We start from the raw sequence: 19,946 nt of genomic DNA, 5'->3' as shown, positions 1-19,946 counted from the left end.
CGTCATCCCGGCGAAAGCCGGGATCCAGGCCCGTAACATCCGGGCACTCCGGCAGCGGTGAGTTACATCACCGTCATCCCGGCGAAAGCCGGGATCCAGGCCCGTAACATCCGGGCACTCCGGCAGCGGTGAGTTACATCACCGTCATCCCGGCGAAAGCCGGGATCCAGGCCCGTAACATCCGGGCACTCCGGCAGCGGTGAGTTACATCACCGTCATTCCAGCGAAAGCTGGAATCCATCTTGATCTTGTCGTTGCGGTTGCGCGTTGCTCTTGCTCGTCATTCCCGCGAAGGCGGGCCGCTTCTGGGCCGCCGAATGGCGGCACCATCCAGGGACTTTCCACGCTTTCCCGGTAACGTTCGAAGAGCAAAGAAGAATCACCAGCAAGCTTCCGATCGCCTGCGGCGCTCGGGTCACTTTTCTTTGCTCGCACAAAGAAAAGTAACCCAAAGAAAGTGCGTACAAGTCCAACCCAGTCCTACGACCGTAAAGCGAAAGGGCGCGTTCGCGATTCGTTTAGCCCGCGCTTGCGGCGCGGGCGTTCGGGCGATGCGCGAGCCAGTGGCTCGCAAGCACGCATCGCCCTCACTCCATGGCTCAGCGCTCACCGCCGCACGTCCTGTGCGGCGCCCTTCGGGGCTAGCAACGAACAGGCTGTTCGACAGCAGCAGCAAAAACAGCGACGCACCTCGGTCGAGGCGACGCCGCCAGATCGGTGATGTTTGATTCGCCGCCGAACGCGATGGTTCGACGCAGCGCTTCCTACGTCGTCGCAGCTGCCACCGGCGCCACGACCCGCTCCGGCCATACCGTTCTGGCCAGCAATTCGTCGTCCCAATCGAAGGCAAGCCGTCCTTCGCGCGACGCCTCTTCGGTGACGAACAGGCTCACGAAATTGAGGACGTTGCGTGCGTACATCTCGCTGGCGTGCACGGCGCCCATGCTGGCGATATTGAGCGGGCCTGAGATGGTGACGCCGCCGCTGTCGACGGTTTCGCCGGGACGGGTGAGTTCGCAGTTGCCGCCGGTCTCCGCGGCGAGGTCGACGATCACACTGCCCGGACGCATGCCGGCAACCATTGCGGCGGTGATGATCTTCGGCGCCGGGCGGCCCGGGACCGCGGCGGTGCAGACGATGACGTCCACGTTCTTGAGGTGTTCGGCCAGGCGACGCTGCTGTTCGGCGCGTTCCTCGTCGGTGAGCGCGCGCGCGTAGCCGCCTTCGCCCGCCGCGCTCACGCCCAGATCCAGGAAGCGGCCACCCAGCGATTCGATCTGCTCGCGCGTTTCCGGGCGCACGTCGAAACCTTCGACCTGCGCGCCCAGGCGCTTGGCGGTGGCGATCGCCTGCAAGCCGGCGACGCCCGCACCGACGATCAGCACCTTCGACGGCCGGATCGTGCCCGCCGCGGTGGTGAGCATCGGGAAGAAACGCGGCGCGAGTTGCGCGGCGATCAGCACCGCCTTGTAACCGGCCATGCCGGCCTGCGAACTGAGCACGTCCATCGCCTGCGCGCGCGTCGTGCGCGGGAGGCGTTCGAGCGGAAAGGCGAGCAGGTGGCGTGCGTTGATCGCTTCGCCGCGCGCGGCATCGGCTTGCGGCGCGAGCAGGCCGACGAGCGCCGCACCCTCGCGCAGGCCCATCAACGTCGCCGATGACGGCGGCTGCACGCACAGCACCAGGTCGGCATCGCGCAGTGCGGTATCGGCATCGTCGACGAGTTCTGCGCCCGCATCGGCGTACGCATCATCGGTGAAAGCGGCCTGCTGGCCGGCGCCGCGCTGCACGCGCACCTTCGCGCCGCGGGCGACAAGTTTCTTGCAGGTTTCGGGCGTCAGTGCGACGCGGCGCTCGCCGCTTGCGGTTTCGCTTGCCACGCCAATGGTGATGCCCGCCATCGCTGCTCCCCGTCCCGGTTGTTTCCGCATCGTAGCGGAAGGTCCGGCGGGGCGGGGAAGGCTGGGCTGTCAGATGGATCGTGGGCGGTGCGGGCCTGGGTCCCGGCTTTCGCCGGGATGACTTCGGTTCGGAAGGCAGTGCAGCCCGATCAATCGCGATCGCGCGGCGGCGGGCCGGGGGGCATGTCGGCCGGGGCGGGGTTGGCCTGCACCCACGCCTTGCGTTCCTCGGGCGACATCGCGCGCCACTTCGCCTTGAGGTCCCGACGCTGCGCGTCGTCGAGCGTGCGCATCTTCGCGAACAGCGCACGCGTCTGCTCACGTTGCTCGGGGCTCATGCTTTCCCAGCGCTGCATGCCGTGGCGCGCGCGCTTGCGCTGCTCGGGCGTCATCTGTTGCCAGCGCTGGGCGCGTTCGAGCATGCGCGCGCGTTCGTCGGGCTGCGTGTTCCAGCGGTCGCGGATCGGCGCCATCAACGTCTCGCGCTGCGCCGGCGTCAGCTGTTCCCACGCCGGCAGCGGCTTGGCGGGAGTGGTCGGCGGATCGGCCGCGAGCGCCGGCGCGCTGGCGATCAGCAGGGCGAAGGCGAGGGAAGTCAGGGCGTTGCGCATGTCACGGCTCCAGGGACGGCACGGCGTCGTCGTTCGACGCCAGCCAGAGGTAGAGATCGGGGTTCTCGTCGAGCGCGGCGATGGCCGTGTCGGCGTCGAAGGACGTGGCATTGGCCGGCGTACCGGTCGTCGCCACCAGCGGCGGTGCCGATGCCGTCGGCGCGGGCGCCTGCGCCGGACGCAACTGCAGGCCGATGGCGACGGCGAACACGGCTGCCAGGCCGCTGCCCAGCACCCAGGTGAAGCCGCGTCGCGGCTCGCGTTCGCCCGTCGGGCGCGCGGCCGCGTGGCGAGCAACACGCAGGCGTGCGCGCGTCGCGGAAGACACCTGCGAGACCGCCTGCGCGTGCAGGTCGCGCATGGCGTTGTCGAAGCGGTCGTCGGAAGTGTTCATCGTGTCGTCTCGCGGGATGTCATCGCCAATCCTCCAATTGCCGCTGCAGCGCTTCGCGCGCACGCGACAGATGGGTCTTCACCGCGCCTTCGCTGCAACCCATCGCCCGCGCGGTCGTGGCAACGTCGAGTTCTTCCAGCACGCGCAGCGTGAACGCCTCGCGCTGCCGGGCCGGCAAGGTCGCCAACGCATCGGCGAGCTTGCCGTAGGCCTCGCGGCCCTCATGCGCACGCGAGGGATCGGGCGCGTCGTCGGCCCAGTCGATCGCGCTTTCCTCGCGCTCCGGCGCCGGCATCAACCAGCGCAGGCGGAACGTGCGGCGACGCTGCACGTCGATGATGCGGCTGCGCAGGATGCTCCAGAACAGCGGTGTCCATTCCGCCGCCGGGCGCTCGCGGTAGGCGAGCATCTTCATCATCGCGTCCTGCACCGCATCGAGCGCGTCGTCGCGATTGCGCAGGCCGAGTTCGGCGAAGCGGAACGCCCGCGTGCCGATGCCGGCGAGGAATTCCTCCAGCGACGCGGGCAGCCGCACCGGGGCCGCTTCGTCTTCGGACGAAACGGCTTCGGCGGCGCCACGGGCGTGCGCGTCGGCCGCCGACAGCGGCGGCAGCTCGTCTTCGATCTCGCGATTCACGCGTCGGAGCATACGGGGTCGGCGTCAATGGCCGCGCCAACGGTCCCAGCGGCGCTCGACGCGATCGCCGCGACGATCCCATCGCGCGTCGGCCAGGTCGCCGCGGCGGTCCAGGCGTTGATCGATCCGGTCGCCCTTGCGGTCCAGGCGCACGGCGTTGTTCCCGTGCCCGAGTGCGGCCTGGCGATCGGCGCGCAGATCTAGGCGATGGTCGATGCGGTCGCCCTTTCGGTCCAGGCGCGCCTCGATGCGATCGCCATGCCGGTCGAACCGGCGATCGACGCGATCGCCGAAATCCCCCGCGCTGGCCGCCGACACGGCGCCCAGCGCGCACACGCCCAATACCGCCATCAGCACACGACTGCGCAATGCGTGGTTCATGGGTTTCCTCCGGTGGGCCCGGTCGGGCCTTGCGGAGGGGGAAACGCCCCGGATCCCGCCCGGTTGACACGACTGGCGCCGCATTCATCCGCGGTTATGATGCGGAAGACAACTCGATGGGGATGATCGATGGGCGACGGGTTCGTGGCTTTGTACATCTTCATGCTGGCGGCCATCGCCGGCCACGTGATCATCTCGCGCGTGCCAGTCATCCTGCACACGCCGCTGATGTCGGGTTCCAACTTCATCCACGGCATCGTGCTGATCGGTGCGATGGTGGTGCTCGGGCACGCCGACACCACGCTGGAGAAGGTCATCGGCTTCATCGCGGTGCTGCTGGGCGCCGGCAACGCCGCCGGCGGTTACGTCGTCACCGAGCGGATGCTCGACATGTTCAAGAGCAGCCGGAAGCCGGCCGGCGGCACGTCCGGGGGCAAGGCATGAGCGCGCTCGCCTGGGTCGCGTCCGCCAGCTACTTCGTCGCCGCCACGCTCTTCCTGCTGGGCCTGCAGCGCATGGCGTCGCCGGTGACCGCGCGCAGCGGCATCCGGTGGGCGGGGCTGGGCATGGTGATCGCCACCGTCGCCACTTTCCTGCTGCCGGGGCTGCACAACCTGCCGCTGATCGTGACCGCGCTGGTGATCGGCACCGCCGCCGCGTGGATCTCCGGCAAGAAGGTCGCCATCACCGACATGCCGCAGATGGTCGCGCTCTACAACGGCATGGGCGGCGGCTCGGCGGCGGCGATCGGCGCGGTGGAACTGCTGCGGTTCTCCGCGCTCGGTCAGGCGCCGTCGGGGACCGCGCTGGTGCTGGCGGTGATCGGTGCTGCCATCGGCGCGATCTCGCTGTCGGGTTCGATCATCGCGTGGGCGAAGCTCGACGGCCGGCTCGACAAGCGCGTGGTGTTCCCGGGGCAGCAGCTGTTCAACCTCGCGGTGTTCGTCGCGATGCTCGTGCTCGGCGGCATCGTCGTGCAGTCACTGAGCGTGCCGGCGATCATCGGTTTCTTCGTCCTCGCGCTCGCGCTGGGCGTGCTGATGACGTTGCCCATCGGCGGCGCCGACATGCCGGTGGTGATCTCGCTCTACAACGCGCTCACCGGCCTCGCGGTGGCGTTCGAAGGCTACGTGCTGGGCAACGAGGCGCTGATCATCGCCGGCACCATGGTCGGCGCGGCCGGCACGCTGCTCACGCAGCTGATGGCCAAGGCGATGAACCGCCCGATCCGCAACGTGCTGTTCGGCAGCTTCGGCGGTGGCGGGCAGGCTCAGGAAATCAGCGGCTCGCAGAAGCCCATCGAAGCCGGCGACGTCGCCGCGATGATGGCCTACGCCGAACGCGTGGTGATCGTGCCCGGCTACGGCATGGCCGTGGCGCAGGCGCAGCACAAGATCTGGGAGCTTACGCAGAAGCTGATGGAGCGCGGGGTCAAGGTGAAGTTCGCCATCCATCCCGTCGCCGGCCGCATGCCGGGTCACATGAACGTGCTGCTCGCCGAAGCGGGCGTGCCGTACGACCTCATCGCCGACATGGACGACATCAACCCCGAGTTCCCCAACACCGATGTATCGCTGGTGATCGGCGCGAACGACGTGGTGAACCCGGTGGCCAAGACCGATCCGGCCTCGCCGATCTACGGCATGCCGATCCTGGACGTCGCCAATTCGAAGAACACCATCGTGATCAAGCGCGGCAAGGGCACGGGTTTCGCGGGCATCGAGAACGCGCTGTTCTACCAGGACAACACGCGCATGCTCTACGGCGACGGCGCGGAAATGGCCAGCGCGCTGGTGAGCGAGTTGAAGGCGCTGGATGGGGGCGGGCACTGAGGTGCATGACGGGCGGCGATTCTTCGCTCGTCATTCCCGCGAAGGCGGGAATCCATGGACTTTTCACGCTTCACCGGTGAGCGTCGAAAGCACGAACGCGCGCGCCGGAAGCCGAATGCCGTCGGGAAAACATGTAACGTCGCTGGATTCCCGCCTTCGCGGGAATGACGAGCAGGAGCAAACGCTCCCGCTCGCCATGTACGTATCGGCACCCGCAGCGCAACGCGTCACCGCGCCCCGCAGATCTCCCCGTTGACGAACGTCTCCACCGTCCCGCCGGTCTTGTGCCCGCTGACAAAGAAATGGCCCGTCGCGCCGGCGAAGTCGCCGGTGCCCGACACGATCTGCTGGTACGCCGTCACCACGCCTTCGCTGCCGCGGGTGGTCACGCCGGTTTCGCGAACCGTGATGTTGCCGCGGCCGGTGCGGTATTCGAACGGGCCGCTGTAGATGAGGAAATTCGGCGAGGTCGACGGGCTCGTCGACACCGCGCTGTCGGCGGCGAAATGCGTGGTGCCGCGCAGGCCGTGGTTGCCGTCGACTTCGCCCAGGAAGCAGCTGGTCAGACCGGGATTGCAGCCTTGCGAGGACTGGATCTCGTCGAGGTCGGCGTGGATCTTCTTGCATCCATCGCCGCCGGCGCGAACCGGCGTGGTGGCGAGCACAAGCGAAACGGCGAGGACGAGCAGGGCAGGCTTCACAACGTTCATGTCGAAACTCCATGCGTGTGCGGGCCGCAGCGCGCAGTGCGGCGCCGCGCGTGCTCCCTGCGGGCGCGCGAGCGAAGGTGGAGCGCGATGTGGGTGCGTCAGATCGCCGGGTCGGCGAGTACCGGCGAAGGCGATGTTCGCGACGATCGCCAGCGGCCGTCCCAGCCGCGGCGCGCGAACCACGCGCATGGCCAGCCCACGAGCACGACGTGCGCGATCACGCTGCACACCGTCCACGACATCGGCAGCGCACCGCCGCGCGGCGATGCCGACAGCGGCACGACGACGAAATTCATGAAGGCGTACAGCGCCAGGCCGTAGAGCGCGCCGTAACGCCACGGGCGATCGCGCAGCGGTGGGACGTCGCGCGCGGCGAACGCGTACGCCACGCCCATCGCGGCGGCGATCAGGTAATGCAGCGACAGTCCGAGCATCGCCGTCGGCCAGCCGCCGGTGAAGGCCGCACGCCCCAGCGCGCCCGCGGCGATGCTCTGGAAGATGCGCTGCGCCGGCACATCGCGCAGCGCCCAGAAGCTGGTGGCGTAGAGGATGTCGAGCGTCCCGGCGAGGAGCCCGCCGAACGCGCCCCACGCCAGCGCGCGTGCCGTCATGCCGCGCATGCGTCGGCCTCCCGGCGCGCCTGCGTCGCGGTCATCCCGAAGGCGTGCTTGAACGCGCGGCAGAACGCGCTCTGGCTTTCGAAGCCGAGCCGGTGCGTGATCGTCGCCACCGGCATGTCGGTTTCGCGCACCAGCTCCCACGCGCGTGCCTGGCGAAGCCGCGTGAAGTAGTCGCTCGGCGTTTCGCCGAACACGGCGCGATGCAGCCGGATCAGGTGGCCCGGCGAGTAATGCGCGCGCGAGGCGAGCCACGGCACGTCGATGCTCGCGTCATCGTCCGCTTCGACATGGCATTGCATCAGGTGCCGAAGATTGAGCAAGCGCAGCAGCGCCTGGCGGCGATGAGCGAGCGTGCGTCCGCGACAGCGCGGCAGGCATGCGGCGACGTCGCGCTGGCGGTCGATCAGCGCGGGGACCAGTATCGCGAGCGCATCGTCGTCGTGCGCGAGGGCTTCCATTGCCTCGTGCACGCCGTCGCCCGGATCGCCGCGCCACGGCAGCGGCTCTTCGTCGTGGGCCGAACTGGCGAACGCGGCGTTCCACACGGTCGGCGCGGCGACGAGCGCGAGCCAGCGCGATTCGTGCGAGGCCTGCACGTTCAGCGCGCCCGCGCGCCACAGCTGGCCTTCGCCGCCGAAGAGCGTCCAGTGTGCGTCCTGCGCCTGCATCGAAAGTCGACCGCGCATCGGAAGCCACAGCGACGGCCAATGCGCCGGAAGCTGCAGCGTGGCCGCACCGCGCCCGGCGATCACATGCCAGCCGTCGGCGGCAAGCGCATCGCCATGCGGCGGAAGCGAGAACGGCGGGACGTAGCGATGCAGCATCATGTCGTCATTCCGGTCGGCGCATCGCGCCATTGGCTCCACGCTAGTCGCGCGTGCGATGCGTTTGGAGAACCAATCCACTGCGCGGCGAAGGAGCCATTCGCGCGGTCGACGCAAGACGAAGCCGCCGGCCCCACGGCCGGCGAATGCTTAGATCAAGCTCATGTCGCGCGCTCTTGTAGCAGGGGACGAGGTATCCGAGAGCGGAAGGCGAACCCCGATGCGCTTCGCCTATCCGGTCTGCAAGCGCATCGCGGTCGGGAGGCGCTCAGCGCATGCCGTACCAGCGACGCGACATCCACGCGGCGGGAATGCCGATCAGCACCATGTGCGCCAGCAGGCAGGCGAGGTACCAATCGGGGATGAAGCGCTTGGGCGGTGCCGCCGAGAACAGCGGCACGACGATCAGGTGCAGCAGCACGAACCACGCCGCGCCATACAGGGCGCCGAGCAGGATCGGGCGTTCGCGCAGCACGCGGTGCTCGCGCGCCGCGGCGTGGTAGATCGCGACGATCGCCGACATCAGTACGAAGTAGAGCGCCGCACCGGCGAAGGCGGTCGCGGCTCCGCCGCCGAAAGCCGCCTCGCGGCCGACGATCCATGCCCAGACCGACTGCAGGATCCGCGCCGGCGGGGTGTCGGACTGCGCCCACCAGGCCATCGCGAACAGCATGTCCGCGCTGCCGACAGCCAGGCCGCCCAGGGCAATCCAGGCCCACAGGGCCGGGCGCGAGGACGCCGCGCGGACGCGGGACGGGGCGAACGGGCGGGCACTGGCTTTCATCGACGCACTCCGGCGGGCGAATGGCCCTATGAGGCCGCGCGCAATTGGCACTGGCAAGGGCCAATTCAGGGGGGTTGAATGGGGCCATTCGACCGACGCCACATTCATCCGGAGAGTCCGCCATGCACCTGCAGCTCGACGGCCGCGGCCCGCTCCACGCACAACTGACGCGGGCGCTGAAGAGTGCCGTCTTCGCGGGGCGCGTCAGCGAGGGCGCGCGACTGCCGGCGACGCGCCAGCTCGCGCGCGAACTCGGCCTGTCGCGCAACACCGTGCTCGCCGCGTACGAACAGCTGCGGGCGGAAGGCTTCGTCGATGGCCGCGTCGGTTCCGGCAGCTACGTGACGCCGCCGCTGCAGGATGCCCGCCCGCTGCACGCGGTGGACTCGCCGCTGCCGGCGCAGTCGCAGTTCGCCCGACGCGCGCGCATCGTGCACGACCACCTGCGCATTCCGGGCCGCGCGATTCCCGGCGTGCGCTACGCCTTCCAGTACGGCGTGCCGCTGACCAACCCCGCGCTCACGAGCGCGTGGGCGCGCGAACTCGCGCATGCGGCCGCGTACACCTCGACGAACTATCCCGCCTCCCAGGGCGTGCCGGCGCTGCGCGAGGCGGTGTGTGACTACCTCGCGCGGCGGCGCGGCATCCAGGCCGAACCGCAGGACGTGGTGATCGTCGCCGGCACGCAGCAGGCCGTCGCGCTGACCGCGCGCGTGCTGCTCGACCAGAACGACGAGGTGTTGCTGGAGGAGCCGCACTACTCGGCGATGCGCGAAGCGCTGCAGATCCACGGCGCGAAGGTGAGCACGCTCGACGTCGACGAACACGGCCTGAAGGTCGATGAGCTGCCGTCTACGCCTCCCAAGCTCATCTGCGTGACACCGTCGCACCAGTTCCCCACCGGCGCCGTGCTCTCGCTGCCTCGCCGGCTGCAGTTGCTCGACTACGCGCGACGCAACGGCAGCTGGATCCTCGAGGACGACTACGACGGCGAGTTCCGCTACGACGCGCGCCCGCTGGCGGCGCTGCGATCGCTGGACGATGCCGACCGCGTCATCTACGTCGGCACGTTCTCCAAGGCGATGTTCCCGTCGCTGCGGCTGGGTTACCTCGTGGTGCCGGCGGGCCTGCGCGGCGATTACGTCAACGCCAAGTGGCAGGACGATTTCGGCTCCTGCGGCATCGAGCAGGCAGCGCTGGCGCGGTTCATCGTCGACGGCGGTTTCGAACGCCACCTGCGCCGCGCGTGGAAGACGCTGAAGGAACGGCGCGACGCGCTGCTCGACGGCCTGCATCGCTGCAGCCGAGGGCGGCTGACGATCAACGATTCGCATGCGGGCATGCATCTGGTCGTGTGGCTGACCGATCGCACCGCGGCCGACGGCGAAGCCTTCATCGCCCGCGCGCGCAGCCTGGGCCTGGGGCTGTACCCGATCGCGCCGTACTACCTCGCGCCGCCAGACCGCGCCGGCCTCTTGTTGGGCTACTGCGGGCTGTCGGTGGCGGAGATCGAGCAGGCGGTGTCGGTGTTCGAGACGTGCCTGGACGAGTTCGACGCCGTGAACTAGCCCTCTCCCGCTCGCGGGAGAAGGGCTAATCCTCTGGTCGCAAGGATGGAGGCCTCAGCGCGACAACCACGCCGCGACGAGCAGCCCCACCGTGATCCAGACCGCGTCCATCGCGTGGTTCGCCAGCGTCACCAGGATCCACGCGTGGTGCCAGCCCAGGCGCATTGCCGAGTCCCACGGATCCAGTCCGAGCATCCCGCCCAGCTGCGTGGCGGCGATGAACCAGTTCGAGGCGATCACGATGGCGGCCGTCGCGCCGACGCCGGCGAGCATGCGTCCCCACCCGCGCTGCCAGCCGCCCAGGCGCAGCATCCAGGCGATGTCGAGCGCGCCGAGCACCGCCATCCAGCCGAGCTGGCGGCCCGTGTAGAGGCTCGCGAGGACCCAGACCGCCGCGAAACCGAAAGCGCCCAGCAGCAACAGCAGCCACGAGAACCAGGTGGCGCGGCGGGCGGGCGGGGCAACTGCGGTCATCGAACGCTCTGGCGGCGGGAGGCCGCACAGCATAGCCGGCAAGCCCCCAGCGCACGGCAGGAACCGGCGGAAACCGCATCCGGCACGCTGCGTCGCGCTGGCGGGCGGTCGTGGCGCGGGTGCTGCCGGTAGAATGCGCGCTCTTGTGCCGCCACCGCGCACCCCCAATCTTCCCGGCATGTATTCCCGCAGCAGCGAACCCGTCCGATTCGAGCGCGATTGCGCCGTTGTCATGGTGCCCCAGGGCGAGCAGGTGACCCTGCCGGCCGGCAGCGTCGGTTACATCACGCAGGGTCTGGGCGGCAGCTACACCGTCTTCGTCGAAGGCAACCTGTTCCGTGTGGCCGGGCGCGATGCCGACGCCATCGGCAAGGAACCGCCCGAACCGCTCGAACTGCCCGAAGGCGCCGACGACGAGGCAGTCGAGCAGATGGTGTGGCGCCAGCTGCGCACCTGCTTCGATCCGGAAATCCCGATCAACGTCGTGGACCTGGGCCTGGTGTACGAGGCGCGCATCCTTCCGCATCCGGAAAACCCCGGCCAGCGCCGCGTCGAAGTGCGCATGACGCTGACCGCGCCGGCCTGCGGCATGGGCGACATCCTCGTCGCCGACGTGCGCGACAAGCTGGAGATGATCCCGACCGTCGCCGAAGCCGACGTCGACCTGGTGTTCGACCCGCCGTGGAACCGGACGATGATGTCCGAGGCGGCGCGGCTCGAAACCGGCATGTTCTAGCCCGATTCCCGACCCGTTCGACGGCCCGCCTTCACGCCGCCGTCATGCTGCAACGCAGAGCGCCCCGCACCGCGGGGCGTTCGCGTTTGTGATGTCCACCGGGCGCACTCTTCACATCCCGACCGCTGAACAGTGACGCCGTCCGCAGTTGGCGACTTTGCGTTAACAGTTGCTTCGATGAACGGTGGGGCGTCGGGTACATGTCGCGTTGTGTTGAAACGCCCTCCGGTTCCGGCCAAGGGCGGACCCCATCCGGTACCGGGCCGGAGAAGGGTGAAGTCCCGGCAACTGCGCAGGCAGGGTCGCGGAACAGGGGGCGGGAAACCGCCGAGACCCCGGATTGCGTGATGCCGGGCTGTCGCAGTCTCTGCGGCACCGGGGGTGTCAGCTGGAAGAACGGTCGACCGCCTCGATGCGGCGCCCGTACACAAGGCCGGCCGCACGGCGCGTTCGCGCGCCGGTAGGCGGGCCTTCCATCACGCAGTCCAACTTCGGGGGTTCCACCAGATGTCTTCGAATGACCGTCGTCGTAACCGTGGTCTCCGCGCGCACGCGCTTTCGATCGCCACCGCCATCGCCCTGTCGTCCGCGCTGGCGGCGCCGGCGCTTGCGCAGCAGGCCCGCGTCAACCTGTCCGGGCTGGATGCCCAGGCCGGGAGCGACCGCTTCATCGTGAAGTACAAGGACGGCAGCGCCGAACGCGCCAACGTCTCCACGCTGCAGAGCGCCCTCAGCTCCGCCGCCCGCACCGCCGGTGCCGGCAAGGCACTGGGCGTGCGCCACGTCCGACGCATCGCCACCGGCGCCGACGTCGTGCGCGCCGACCGCAAGCTGGACCGCGTCGAGGCCGAAAGCCTGATGCGCCAGATCGCCGCGGACCCCAACGTCGAATACGTCGAGGTCGACAAGCTCAACAAGCCGTACCTCACGCCCAACGACACGCGCTATTCCGAGCAGTGGGGCTATTCGGGCACCTACGGCATCAAGGCCAACCAGGCGTGGGACGTGACCAATGGCGCGGGCTCGGTCGTCGCCGTGCTCGATACCGGCATCACCAGCCACAGCGACCTGTCGGCGAACGTGCTGCCGGGCTACGACTTCATCATCGACACCACCGTCTCCAACGACGGCAACGGCCGCGACAGCGACCCGAGCGATCCGGGCGACTGGGTCAGCGCGAACCAGTGCGGCGGCTCGCACGCCGCGCAACCGTCGAGCTGGCACGGCACGCACGTGGCCGGCACGATCGCCGCGGTGACCAACAACGCCAAGGGCGTGGCCGGCGTGGCATACGGCGCGAAGATCGTGCCGGTGCGCGTGCTGGGCACCTGCGGCGGTTACGACTCCGACATCGCCGACGCGATCATCTGGGCCTCCGGCGGCACCGTCAGCGGCGTCCCGGCGAACGCGAACCCGGCCGAGGTCATCAACCTCAGCCTCGGCGGCAGCGGTGCCTGCGGCACCACCACGCAGACCGCGATCAACGGCGCCGTCTCGCGCGGCACCACGCTGGTGATCGCCGCCGGCAACGACAACACCAACGTGTCCAATGCCTCGCCGGCGAACTGCAACAACGTCATCGCGGTGGCGTCGATCACCAGCACCGGTGCGCGTTCGAGCTTCTCCAACTACGGCTCGCTGATCGACATCGCAGCGCCCGGCTCGAACATCCTGTCCACGCTCAACAGCGGTTCGACGACGCCGGGCGCGGAAACCTACGCGTCCTACAACGGCACCTCGATGGCGACGCCGCATGTCGCGGGCGTGGTCGCGCTGCTGCAGGCCGCGGCGACGACGCCGAAGACGCCGGCGCAGGTGGAGTCGATCATCAAGGCGAACGTCACCCCGTTCCCGTCCACGCCGTCGCAGTCGATCGGTCCGGGCATCCTCAACGCGAAGGCCGTGGTTGATGCCGCCAACGGCACCACGCCGCCGCCGACCGGCACGCTCACCAACGGCACGCCGGTGACCGGGCTGTCGGGCAGCGCCGGCACCGAACTGCGCTACACGCTGGCCGTGCCGGCCGGCGCCACCGGGCTGAAGTTCGTCACCTCCGGCGGCAGCGGCGATGCGGACCTGTTCGTGAAGTTCGGCAGCGCGCCGACCACGACCAGCTACGACTGCAAGTCGGAAGGCAGCACCAACGCCGAGACCTGCAACATCGCCACGGCCCAGGCTGGCACGTACCACGTGCTGGTGCGCGGCTACTCGACGTTCTCCGGCCTGAGCCTCACCGGCAGCTACACCGCCGGCGGTGGCGGCGGCACGCAGACCTACAGCAACGCCACGGACTACACGATCAGCGACAACGCCACGGTCGACAGCCCGATCACGGTCTCCGGCCGCACCGGCAACGCGCCGACCAACGCGTCGGTCACCGTCGCGATCGTGCACACCTACCAGGGCGACCTGAAGGTGGACCTCGTCGCGCCGGACGGCAGCCTCTACAACGTGCACAACCGCACCGGCGGCAGCGCGGACAACGTCAACAAGACGGTGACGTTCAACCTGTCCACCGAGCCGCTCAACGGCACGTGGAAGCTGCGCGTGAACGACAACGCGGCCGGCGACACCGGCTACATCAACAGCTGGTCGGTGACGTTCTGATCGACCGATAGATGCCAGTGCGACACCCGCTCCCGGAGTTCACAAAGTTCCGGGAGCGGTCTCTCTGCCGCAGCGCTTTGGTTTGCTTGAGCCCCTCTCCCTCCGGGAGAGGGGTTGGGGTGAGGGTCGGCGAAGTGTCGACGCCAGCACTCGAGCGAACCCCTGGAAGCGCCGCGGGAAAGGACATCCCATCCCAGCAGGAGAACGCATCCATGAACCGCAACGCTTCGCTTCGCGCACGGCTGGCGATCGCCGCCGGCGCCTTCCTCGTATCCGGCGCGGCCTTCGCCGCCCAACCGCTGTTCCTCGGCCCCGCGCAGGTGCAGGCCGAATCGGCGCGCACCGCCGGCGCGCTCGCAGCGCGACCGGCGTCCACGTCGGTGCGCGCGCTGCGTGCCGATCCGAACGCCGTCGCCGCGCAGAACAGCGAAATCGGCCTGGACCTCGGCCTGAAGAACGTCACCGCCGTGCTTGAGAAAGCCACGGCCAATCCGGACGGCAGCCTCACCTGGATCGGCCATGTGCGCGAGACCAGCAAGGCCCGCAACATGACCGCGCGCGAAGTGCGCCATGACGAGAACAACTCGGTGATCCTCGTCCGCCACGGGCAGGGCGTCACCGGCAACGTGCGCGTGAACGGCCAGCTGTACCGCATCCGCCCGCTGCCCGATGGCAGCCACGCGGTGATCGAAGTCAACGAACGCGCGATGCCGCCGGATCACCCGGCCGCGTTCCGCGACCTGCCACAGATCAACATGGCCGCGCCGTCGGGCATGGTCGGCGCGCTCGCCATCGATCCCGGCGCCACCGCGACCATCCGCGTGCTCGTCGTCGCGACGAACGCCGCGGTGTCCGCCTATGGCGGCGACATGCAGGCGCTGGCGCAGCTGGCCGTGGCCGAATCGAACCAGGGCTACGTGAACTCCAACGTCGGCATCAACATGGAACTGGCCGGCTACACCGCCGTGACCTACAGCGAAGTGGGCATGAGCACCGACCTGTCGCGTTTCCGCGGCACGTCGGATGGCTACATGGACAACATCCACGCATTGCGCGACAGCACGGGTGCGGACGTCGCCGTGCTGATCGGCAACGACGGTTCCGCGTGCGGCCTCGCGTCGGGCATTGGTTCCACCGCGACGACGGCGTTCGCCACCGCGTACTGGGATTGCGCGACGGGCTATTACTCCTTCGCGCATGAAGTCGGCCACCTGCAGTCGGCGCGCCACGATCCGGCAACCGATCCGAGCACGTCGCCGTACGCGTACGGCCACGGCTATCGCGCGCCGAACAACGCCTGGCGCACGATCATGGCCTACGACTGCACCGGCGGCTGCCCGCGCCTGAACTACTGGTCGAATCCGGACGTCACCTATGGCGGCGTCGCGATGGGCACGGCAGCCACCAGCCACAACCAGCGCGTGCTGGTGAACACCAAGGCGACCATCGCCGCGTTCCGTGGCGGCAGCACCGGTGGCGGCACGCAGACCTACAGCAACGCTGCCGACTACACGATCAGCGACAACGCCACCGTCGACAGCCCGATCACCGTGTCCGGCCGCACCGGCAACGCGTCGGCGACCTCGTCGATCAACGTCAACATCGTCCACACGTATCGAGGCGACCTGAAGGTGGACCTCGTCGCGCCGGACGGCACGCTCTACAACATCCACAACCGCACCGGCGGAAGCGCCGACAACCTCACCGGCACGTACTCGAAGAACCTGTCGAGCGAGGCGCTCAACGGTACGTGGAAGCTGCGCGTGAACGACAACGCGGCCGGCGACACCGGCTACATCAACAGCTGGTCGATCACGTTCTGAGGAAGACGCTCAAAGCGCGCCTGCACACGCCATCCTCCCGGCCGCGATCTCCGCGCGGCATTCAGCCCCGGCAACCGCCGGGGCTTTTCTTGTCGGGCGATCGGACGATCAGGCGTTCGGTTCGAAGCGGTTCGCTTCAACATTCTTGCGGACCTTGGTCGGGTCCCAGATGCGGCCGTTCATGGCGATGTACACGCCCGGCGGCAGCGACTGCACCGCGCCGACGGCGCAGCCGACGTTGAATTCGGCATCCGAACCGCGGAAGCGCGCGGGGCTCAATGCGCCGGTCAGCACGATGGTCTTGTCCGTCAGGCTCGACAGCACTTTCGCGGTTTCGACCATCGTGTCGGTGCCGTGCGTCAGCAGCACGTGCTTGGCCGGCTGGGCGGCGATCGTCGCGCGGATGAGCTCGCGATCCTCGGCGGTGATGTGCAGCGAATCCTTGCGCAGGATCGGGATCACGTTGAAGCGGAACGCCACGCCCAGTTCGCGCAGGATGCCGCCGATCTGCGGCTCGCCGATCTGGTAGTCCGACTTGTCGTCGAAGTAGATCTTGTCGATCGTGCCGCCGGTGGTGACGATGCAGAGCTGGTCCATCGAAGTGCGCGCGCTGTGGATTGCGCGCAATTGTACAGGCGCTACGCCTTCTTCTTCGCGAACCGCGCCCGCAGCCCGGGCAGGCTCGCGGCGAAGATGACCACCAGCGCCAGCAGGACTTCGGCCAGCGCGAAGCCGCGTTCGGCGGGGCGCGACCAGGCGACCATCACGCCGTGGCTGAACCACGCCAGCCCCAGCACGCCGGCCCAGAACGGCGCCGTCCGCCTGCGGCGCAGCACGCCCATCGCCAGCGCCAGCGGCGGGAAGGCGAAGACCAGCAGTTCGGCGACGGGCGAGGGATGCGGCGCGAACCAGGCGATGAACAGCGCCGCCAGCGCGAGCAGCCCGATCACCAGCACGTGGCGGGCGTTCACGACGACACCTTGGCGACCAGCGTCGCCAGCCGGCGACCGAGCGCGCGTGCGAGCTGCGCTTCCTCGTCGGTGGGTTGCGGGTCGTCGGAATTGCCGGCCACGTGCGATGCGCCGTACGGCGTGCCGCCGCTGCGGGTGGTGCTCAGCGCCGGCTCGGTGTAGGGAATGCCCATCAGCACGCAGCCGTGGTGCAGCAGCGGGACCATCATCGTCAGCAGCGTGGATTCCTGGCCGCCATGCATCGTCGCGGTGGAGGTGAACACCGCCGCCGGCTTGCCGACCAGCGTGCCGCTGGTCCATTCGCCGACCAGGCCATCGAGCCAGTACTTCACCGGCGCGGCCATGTTGCCGAAGCGCGTCGGGCTGCCCAGCGCCAGGCCGGCGCATTCGACCAGATCGCGCGGCTCGACGTAGGGCGCGCCGTCTTCGGGCACCGGCGGCGCGGCCGACTGGGTCACCGCCGATACCGGCGGCACGGTGCGGATGCGCGCGGACATGCCGTCGACCTCGCCGATGCCGCGCGCGATCTGCCGCGCCAACCGCGCCACCGAACCGCCGCGGCTGTAATAGAGCACCAGGATCTCGGGCATTGCGTCCTCCTCATCGAGACGGGAAGGATAGTGGGAGCGGGGAGCGGTGTGGAAACCAGAGCGTTGCGAGCGCATGGGGACGTCGATGCCGTCTCTTCGTCGCCCCTCACCCCAACCCCTTTCCAATGGGAGAGGGGCTGGACGCTGACTCCGCAGCGCAGTCCCATCGGTTACCCTCCGCCGAATGGAGCCACTGGATTCCCTGTATCGCTGGAGCGAACGCGCGCGCGACCGCGCCCGCGTGGGCACGTTCTTCCGTTTCCTCGCGCGCCGCTTCCTCGAGGACAACCTGTTCCAGGCCGCGGGCGCGCTGGCCTACACGACAGTGTTCGCGCTGGTGCCGCTGTCGATGGTGGTCTTCGGCGTGCTGTCGGCGTTCCCGGTGTTCGGCGAGTGGAGCGACCGGCTGAGCGATTACATCTTCTCGAACTTCGTGCCCAGCGCGGCGCGGTCGGTCGAGGCGTACCTGAAGCAGTTCTCGGCCAATGCCGGCCAGCTCACCGCGGCCGGCATCATCGCGCTGGTGGTGTCGCTGCTGATCACGCTCAACGGCGTGGAGTCGGCGTTCAACCGCATCTGGCGCGTGGAGTCCGCGCGGCCGCGCATCGGGCGCTTCCTCGTCTACTGGACGGTGCTGACGCTGGGCGCGCTGATGGCCGCCGCGAGCCTGGCGCTGTCGGCGAAGTTCTTCGCGATGTCGATGTTCGAGACCGACGCCGGCCGCACGCTGCAGACGCTGATGCTGCGCCTGTCGCCGATGACGCTGGAGTGGCTGGCGTTCGCGGCGATCTACCGCGTCGTGCCGCATCGCACGATCCACTGGCGCCACGCGTTCGCCGGCGCGGCGCTGGCGGCAGTGCTGTTCGAGATCGTGAAGTGGGGCATCGGCCTGTACCTGGGCAACTTCAATTCGTATTCGAAGATCTACGGCACGCTCGCGTTCGTGCCGATCTTCCTGCTGTGGATCTACCTCAGCTGGGTCGCCATCCTGCTCGGCGCGTCGCTGGCCTCGTCGATGTCGGAATTCCGCTACCAGCCGGTCGGCATGCGCCTGCCGCTCGGCTTCGAGATCTACGGCCTGCTGCGCCTGCTCGCGCGCTTCAACGACAGCCGCAAGCAGGGCCGCGGCCTGCACAGCGACGAGATCGAGGAAATGGAGCCGATGCTCACCGATGCGCTGGTGCAGCAGATGCTCGCGCAACTGAACACCATCAACGTCGTGCGCCGCGCCGAAACCGGCGAATGGCTGCTCACGCGCAACCTGGACGAACTTTCGCTGGCCGAGTTGTACGAAGCCTGCCAGCTGCGCATTCCGGTGACCGAGGCGGTGCTGCCGTGCCGCGACGATGCACTGGGACGCTCCGCGATCGCCGCGCTCGACGAACTGCGCCTTCCCCTGCGCGAGCTGCTCAAGCGGCGCGCGTCCTCCATCCAATCCGACGAGGTCTGACATGCACAGCCGCGCGAACCCGCGTTCCTTTCTTGCCGCTGCCGTCGTCACGGCCGCGCTGCTGGCCGGCTGCCAGAAGGACAAACCCGCCGACACCGACCTCGCCGCGCCGCAGACCCCGTCCGACACCGGCGCCCTGACGCTGCCGCAGACGGCCGACCATCCGCTCAGCGAAGGCGGCGTGGAGGTGCCCAAGCTCGTCATCGCCACCGTCGACGGCAAGCAGTACGACCTCGCAACGCGCCGCGGCAAGTGGGTCGTGGTGAACTTCTGGGCGACGTGGTGCAAGCCGTGCCTCAAGGAAATGCCCGAGCTCTCGGCGCTCGATGCGATGCGCGAACACGTCGAGGTGCTCGGCCTCGCGTACGAGGACATCAGCGCCGACGACATGAAGGTGTTCCTGAAGCTGCATCCGGTGGTGTATCCGATCGCGGTCGTCGACACGTTCAATCCGCCGGCCGATTTCGCCACGCCGCGCGGCTTGCCGATGACCTACCTGATCGCGCCCGATGGCCGCGTCGCCGACAAGTTCCTCGGCCCGGTCACCGCGAAGGACATCGAAGCGGCGATCGCGAAAGCAGGCGGCCCGCAGGCGGCCGGTCAGTCATGAGCGCCGCGCGCTTCGTGGTGAGCGGCAAGGTGCAGGGCGTGTTCTTCCGCGCGTCCGCGCGCGATCGCGCGCTGGCGCTGGGGTTGCGCGGTTTCGCGAAGAACCTGCCCGATGGCCGCGTCGAAGTGCTCGCCGCCGGCGATGACGCGGCGATCGATGAACTCGCCGCCTGGTTGCGCGAAGGCCCCCCGATGGCGCGCGTGGACGACCTGGAGCGCATGCCGGCGCGCGACGACGAAGCCGGCGAGGGCTTCGTGACCGGCTGAGCCCGGTTCGGTTTTGTGAGGCCCGGTTTCACCGAACCTGCTGGACACTGACTGCGCGACGACCACGCCGGTCGCCACGGATCGAGGGATCGCTCCATGGAACAGGCCCCGGTGCCGCGCGCGCATGCGACGCGGACACAGCGACGTTTGAGTCTCG

22 protein-coding genes and 2 pseudogenes are annotated in these 19,946 nt (G+C 69.0%); 11 read left to right on the top strand and 13 right to left on the bottom strand.

The window, feature by feature from the left end:
* Window positions 1–764: 764 nt before the first annotated feature.
* The 5 genes from DX912_RS15680 to DX912_RS15660 form a co-directional block, all read right to left on the bottom strand.
* Complete coding sequence (locus DX912_RS15680; RefSeq protein WP_115843972.1) at window positions 765–1,901, bottom strand: NAD(P) transhydrogenase subunit alpha; 1,137 nt, start codon at window positions 1,899–1,901, stop codon at window positions 765–767.
* A gap of 149 nt (window positions 1,902–2,050) precedes the next feature.
* Window positions 2,051–2,512, bottom strand: coding sequence for a DUF3106 domain-containing protein (locus tag DX912_RS15675; RefSeq protein WP_115843970.1), 462 nt, complete (start codon window positions 2,510–2,512; stop codon window positions 2,051–2,053).
* 1 nt (window position 2,513) lies between these two features.
* Window positions 2,514–2,906 carry a hypothetical protein gene (locus DX912_RS15670; protein WP_115843968.1) on the bottom strand — a complete coding sequence of 131 codons (393 nt, stop codon included), beginning with the start codon at window positions 2,904–2,906 and terminating at the stop codon, window positions 2,514–2,516.
* 19 nt (window positions 2,907–2,925) lie between these two features.
* Complete coding sequence (locus DX912_RS15665; protein ID WP_232338579.1) at window positions 2,926–3,441, bottom strand: RNA polymerase sigma factor; 516 nt, start codon at window positions 3,439–3,441, stop codon at window positions 2,926–2,928.
* Window positions 3,442–3,567: 126 nt separating this feature from the next.
* Window positions 3,568–3,924, bottom strand: a complete 357-nt coding sequence (locus DX912_RS15660; protein WP_147298661.1) for a hypothetical protein — start codon at window positions 3,922–3,924, stop codon at window positions 3,568–3,570.
* Window positions 3,925–4,053: 129 nt separating this feature from the next.
* Between DX912_RS15660 and DX912_RS15655 the strand changes: the two genes are divergently transcribed.
* Entirely contained in the window at window positions 4,054–4,368 is a 315-nt protein-coding gene (locus tag DX912_RS15655) for an NAD(P) transhydrogenase subunit alpha part 2 (RefSeq protein WP_115843961.1), read from the top strand.
* The gene (locus DX912_RS15650) at window positions 4,365–5,756 is read left to right on the top strand and encodes an NAD(P)(+) transhydrogenase (Re/Si-specific) subunit beta (protein ID WP_115843959.1); all 1,392 of its coding nucleotides are present in this window, start codon (window positions 4,365–4,367) and stop codon (window positions 5,754–5,756) included. Before DX912_RS15655 ends, DX912_RS15650 begins: the two co-directional genes overlap by 4 nt.
* A gap of 227 nt (window positions 5,757–5,983) precedes the next feature.
* On the opposite strand, the gene DX912_RS15645 is transcribed toward DX912_RS15650, so the two are convergent.
* From DX912_RS15645 to DX912_RS15630, 4 genes are all read right to left on the bottom strand, one after another.
* Window positions 5,984–6,466 (bottom strand): hypothetical protein, encoded by a 483-nt coding sequence (locus tag DX912_RS15645; RefSeq protein ID WP_115843957.1) that lies wholly within the window; start codon window positions 6,464–6,466, stop codon window positions 5,984–5,986.
* A 98-nt stretch (window positions 6,467–6,564) separates the two neighbouring features.
* Window positions 6,565–7,086 (bottom strand): hypothetical protein, encoded by a 522-nt coding sequence (locus tag DX912_RS15640; RefSeq protein WP_115843955.1) that lies wholly within the window; start codon window positions 7,084–7,086, stop codon window positions 6,565–6,567.
* Window positions 7,074–7,913, bottom strand: a complete 840-nt coding sequence (locus DX912_RS15635; RefSeq protein ID WP_181902861.1) for a helix-turn-helix transcriptional regulator — start codon at window positions 7,911–7,913, stop codon at window positions 7,074–7,076. The genes DX912_RS15640 and DX912_RS15635 overlap by 13 nt, the downstream gene beginning before the upstream one ends.
* 265 nt (window positions 7,914–8,178) lie before the next feature.
* Window positions 8,179–8,694, bottom strand: coding sequence for a hypothetical protein (locus DX912_RS15630; protein ID WP_147298660.1), 516 nt, complete (start codon window positions 8,692–8,694; stop codon window positions 8,179–8,181).
* Between the two features lie 122 nt (window positions 8,695–8,816).
* Between DX912_RS15630 and pdxR the strand changes: the two genes are divergently transcribed.
* Window positions 8,817–10,262, top strand: a complete 1,446-nt coding sequence (gene pdxR / locus DX912_RS15625; RefSeq protein WP_115843949.1) for a MocR-like pyridoxine biosynthesis transcription factor PdxR — start codon at window positions 8,817–8,819, stop codon at window positions 10,260–10,262.
* Window positions 10,263–10,316: 54 nt separating this feature from the next.
* Here pdxR and DX912_RS15620 read toward each other — a convergent pair whose 3' ends face one another.
* Complete coding sequence (locus DX912_RS15620; RefSeq protein ID WP_147298659.1) at window positions 10,317–10,736, bottom strand: hypothetical protein; 420 nt, start codon at window positions 10,734–10,736, stop codon at window positions 10,317–10,319.
* 178 nt (window positions 10,737–10,914) lie between these two features.
* Here DX912_RS15620 and sufT point away from each other — a divergent pair, with 178 nt between their 5' ends.
* The 5 genes and pseudogenes from sufT to DX912_RS18735 all read left to right on the top strand — a co-directional run bounded on the left by sufT (window position 10,915) and on the right by DX912_RS18735 (window position 15,902).
* Window positions 10,915–11,472, top strand: coding sequence for a putative Fe-S cluster assembly protein SufT (gene sufT / locus DX912_RS15615; protein ID WP_115843945.1), 558 nt, complete (start codon window positions 10,915–10,917; stop codon window positions 11,470–11,472).
* 507 nt (window positions 11,473–11,979) lie between these two features.
* Window positions 11,980–13,716 (top strand): annotated as a pseudogene (locus DX912_RS15610) (S8 family peptidase); the annotation flags it as partial.
* A complete protein-coding gene (locus DX912_RS18710) occupies window positions 13,696–14,079 on the top strand; it encodes a proprotein convertase P-domain-containing protein (protein ID WP_267896527.1) in 384 nt (127 codons plus the stop codon). The pseudogene DX912_RS15610 and the gene DX912_RS18710, both read left to right, overlap by 21 nt.
* A 212-nt stretch (window positions 14,080–14,291) precedes the next feature.
* Window positions 14,292–15,539: pseudogene (locus DX912_RS15605) on the top strand (M12 family metallo-peptidase); the annotation flags it as partial.
* Window positions 15,540–15,629: 90 nt separating this feature from the next.
* Entirely contained in the window at window positions 15,630–15,902 is a 273-nt protein-coding gene (locus tag DX912_RS18735) for a proprotein convertase P-domain-containing protein (protein ID WP_325050591.1), read from the top strand.
* A gap of 108 nt (window positions 15,903–16,010) precedes the next feature.
* Here DX912_RS18735 and DX912_RS15600 read toward each other — a convergent pair whose 3' ends face one another.
* From DX912_RS15600 to wrbA, 3 genes are read right to left on the bottom strand one after another with little or no spacing between them, the layout of a single operon-like run.
* A complete protein-coding gene (locus DX912_RS15600) occupies window positions 16,011–16,499 on the bottom strand; it encodes an asparaginase domain-containing protein (protein WP_115843941.1) in 489 nt (162 codons plus the stop codon).
* 41 nt (window positions 16,500–16,540) lie between these two features.
* Entirely contained in the window at window positions 16,541–16,873 is a 333-nt protein-coding gene (locus DX912_RS15595; RefSeq protein WP_115843939.1) for a DUF2069 domain-containing protein, read from the bottom strand.
* Entirely contained in the window at window positions 16,870–17,463 is a 594-nt protein-coding gene (gene wrbA, locus DX912_RS15590; RefSeq protein ID WP_115843937.1) for an NAD(P)H:quinone oxidoreductase, read from the bottom strand. The genes DX912_RS15595 and wrbA overlap by 4 nt, the downstream gene beginning before the upstream one ends.
* 184 nt (window positions 17,464–17,647) lie before the next feature.
* Between wrbA and DX912_RS15585 the strand changes: the two genes are divergently transcribed.
* The 3 genes from DX912_RS15585 to DX912_RS15575 are packed head-to-tail and all read left to right on the top strand — an operon-like array spanning window position 17,648 to window position 19,789.
* On the top strand, window positions 17,648–18,913 hold the full coding sequence (locus DX912_RS15585) for a YihY family inner membrane protein (protein WP_115843935.1): 1,266 nt from the start codon (window positions 17,648–17,650) through the stop codon (window positions 18,911–18,913).
* Between the two features lies 1 nt (window position 18,914).
* A complete protein-coding gene (locus tag DX912_RS15580; protein ID WP_115843933.1) occupies window positions 18,915–19,523 on the top strand; it encodes a TlpA family protein disulfide reductase in 609 nt (202 codons plus the stop codon).
* On the top strand, window positions 19,520–19,789 hold the full coding sequence (locus DX912_RS15575; protein ID WP_115843931.1) for an acylphosphatase: 270 nt from the start codon (window positions 19,520–19,522) through the stop codon (window positions 19,787–19,789). Before DX912_RS15580 ends, DX912_RS15575 begins: the two co-directional genes overlap by 4 nt.
* Window positions 19,790–19,946 lie beyond the last annotated feature (157 nt).

The organism is Lysobacter soli (genome assembly GCF_003382285.1).
Taxonomy (GTDB): domain Bacteria; phylum Pseudomonadota; class Gammaproteobacteria; order Xanthomonadales; family Xanthomonadaceae; genus Lysobacter_J; species Lysobacter_J soli.
This window is presented reverse-complemented; position numbering and strand designations above follow the sequence as displayed.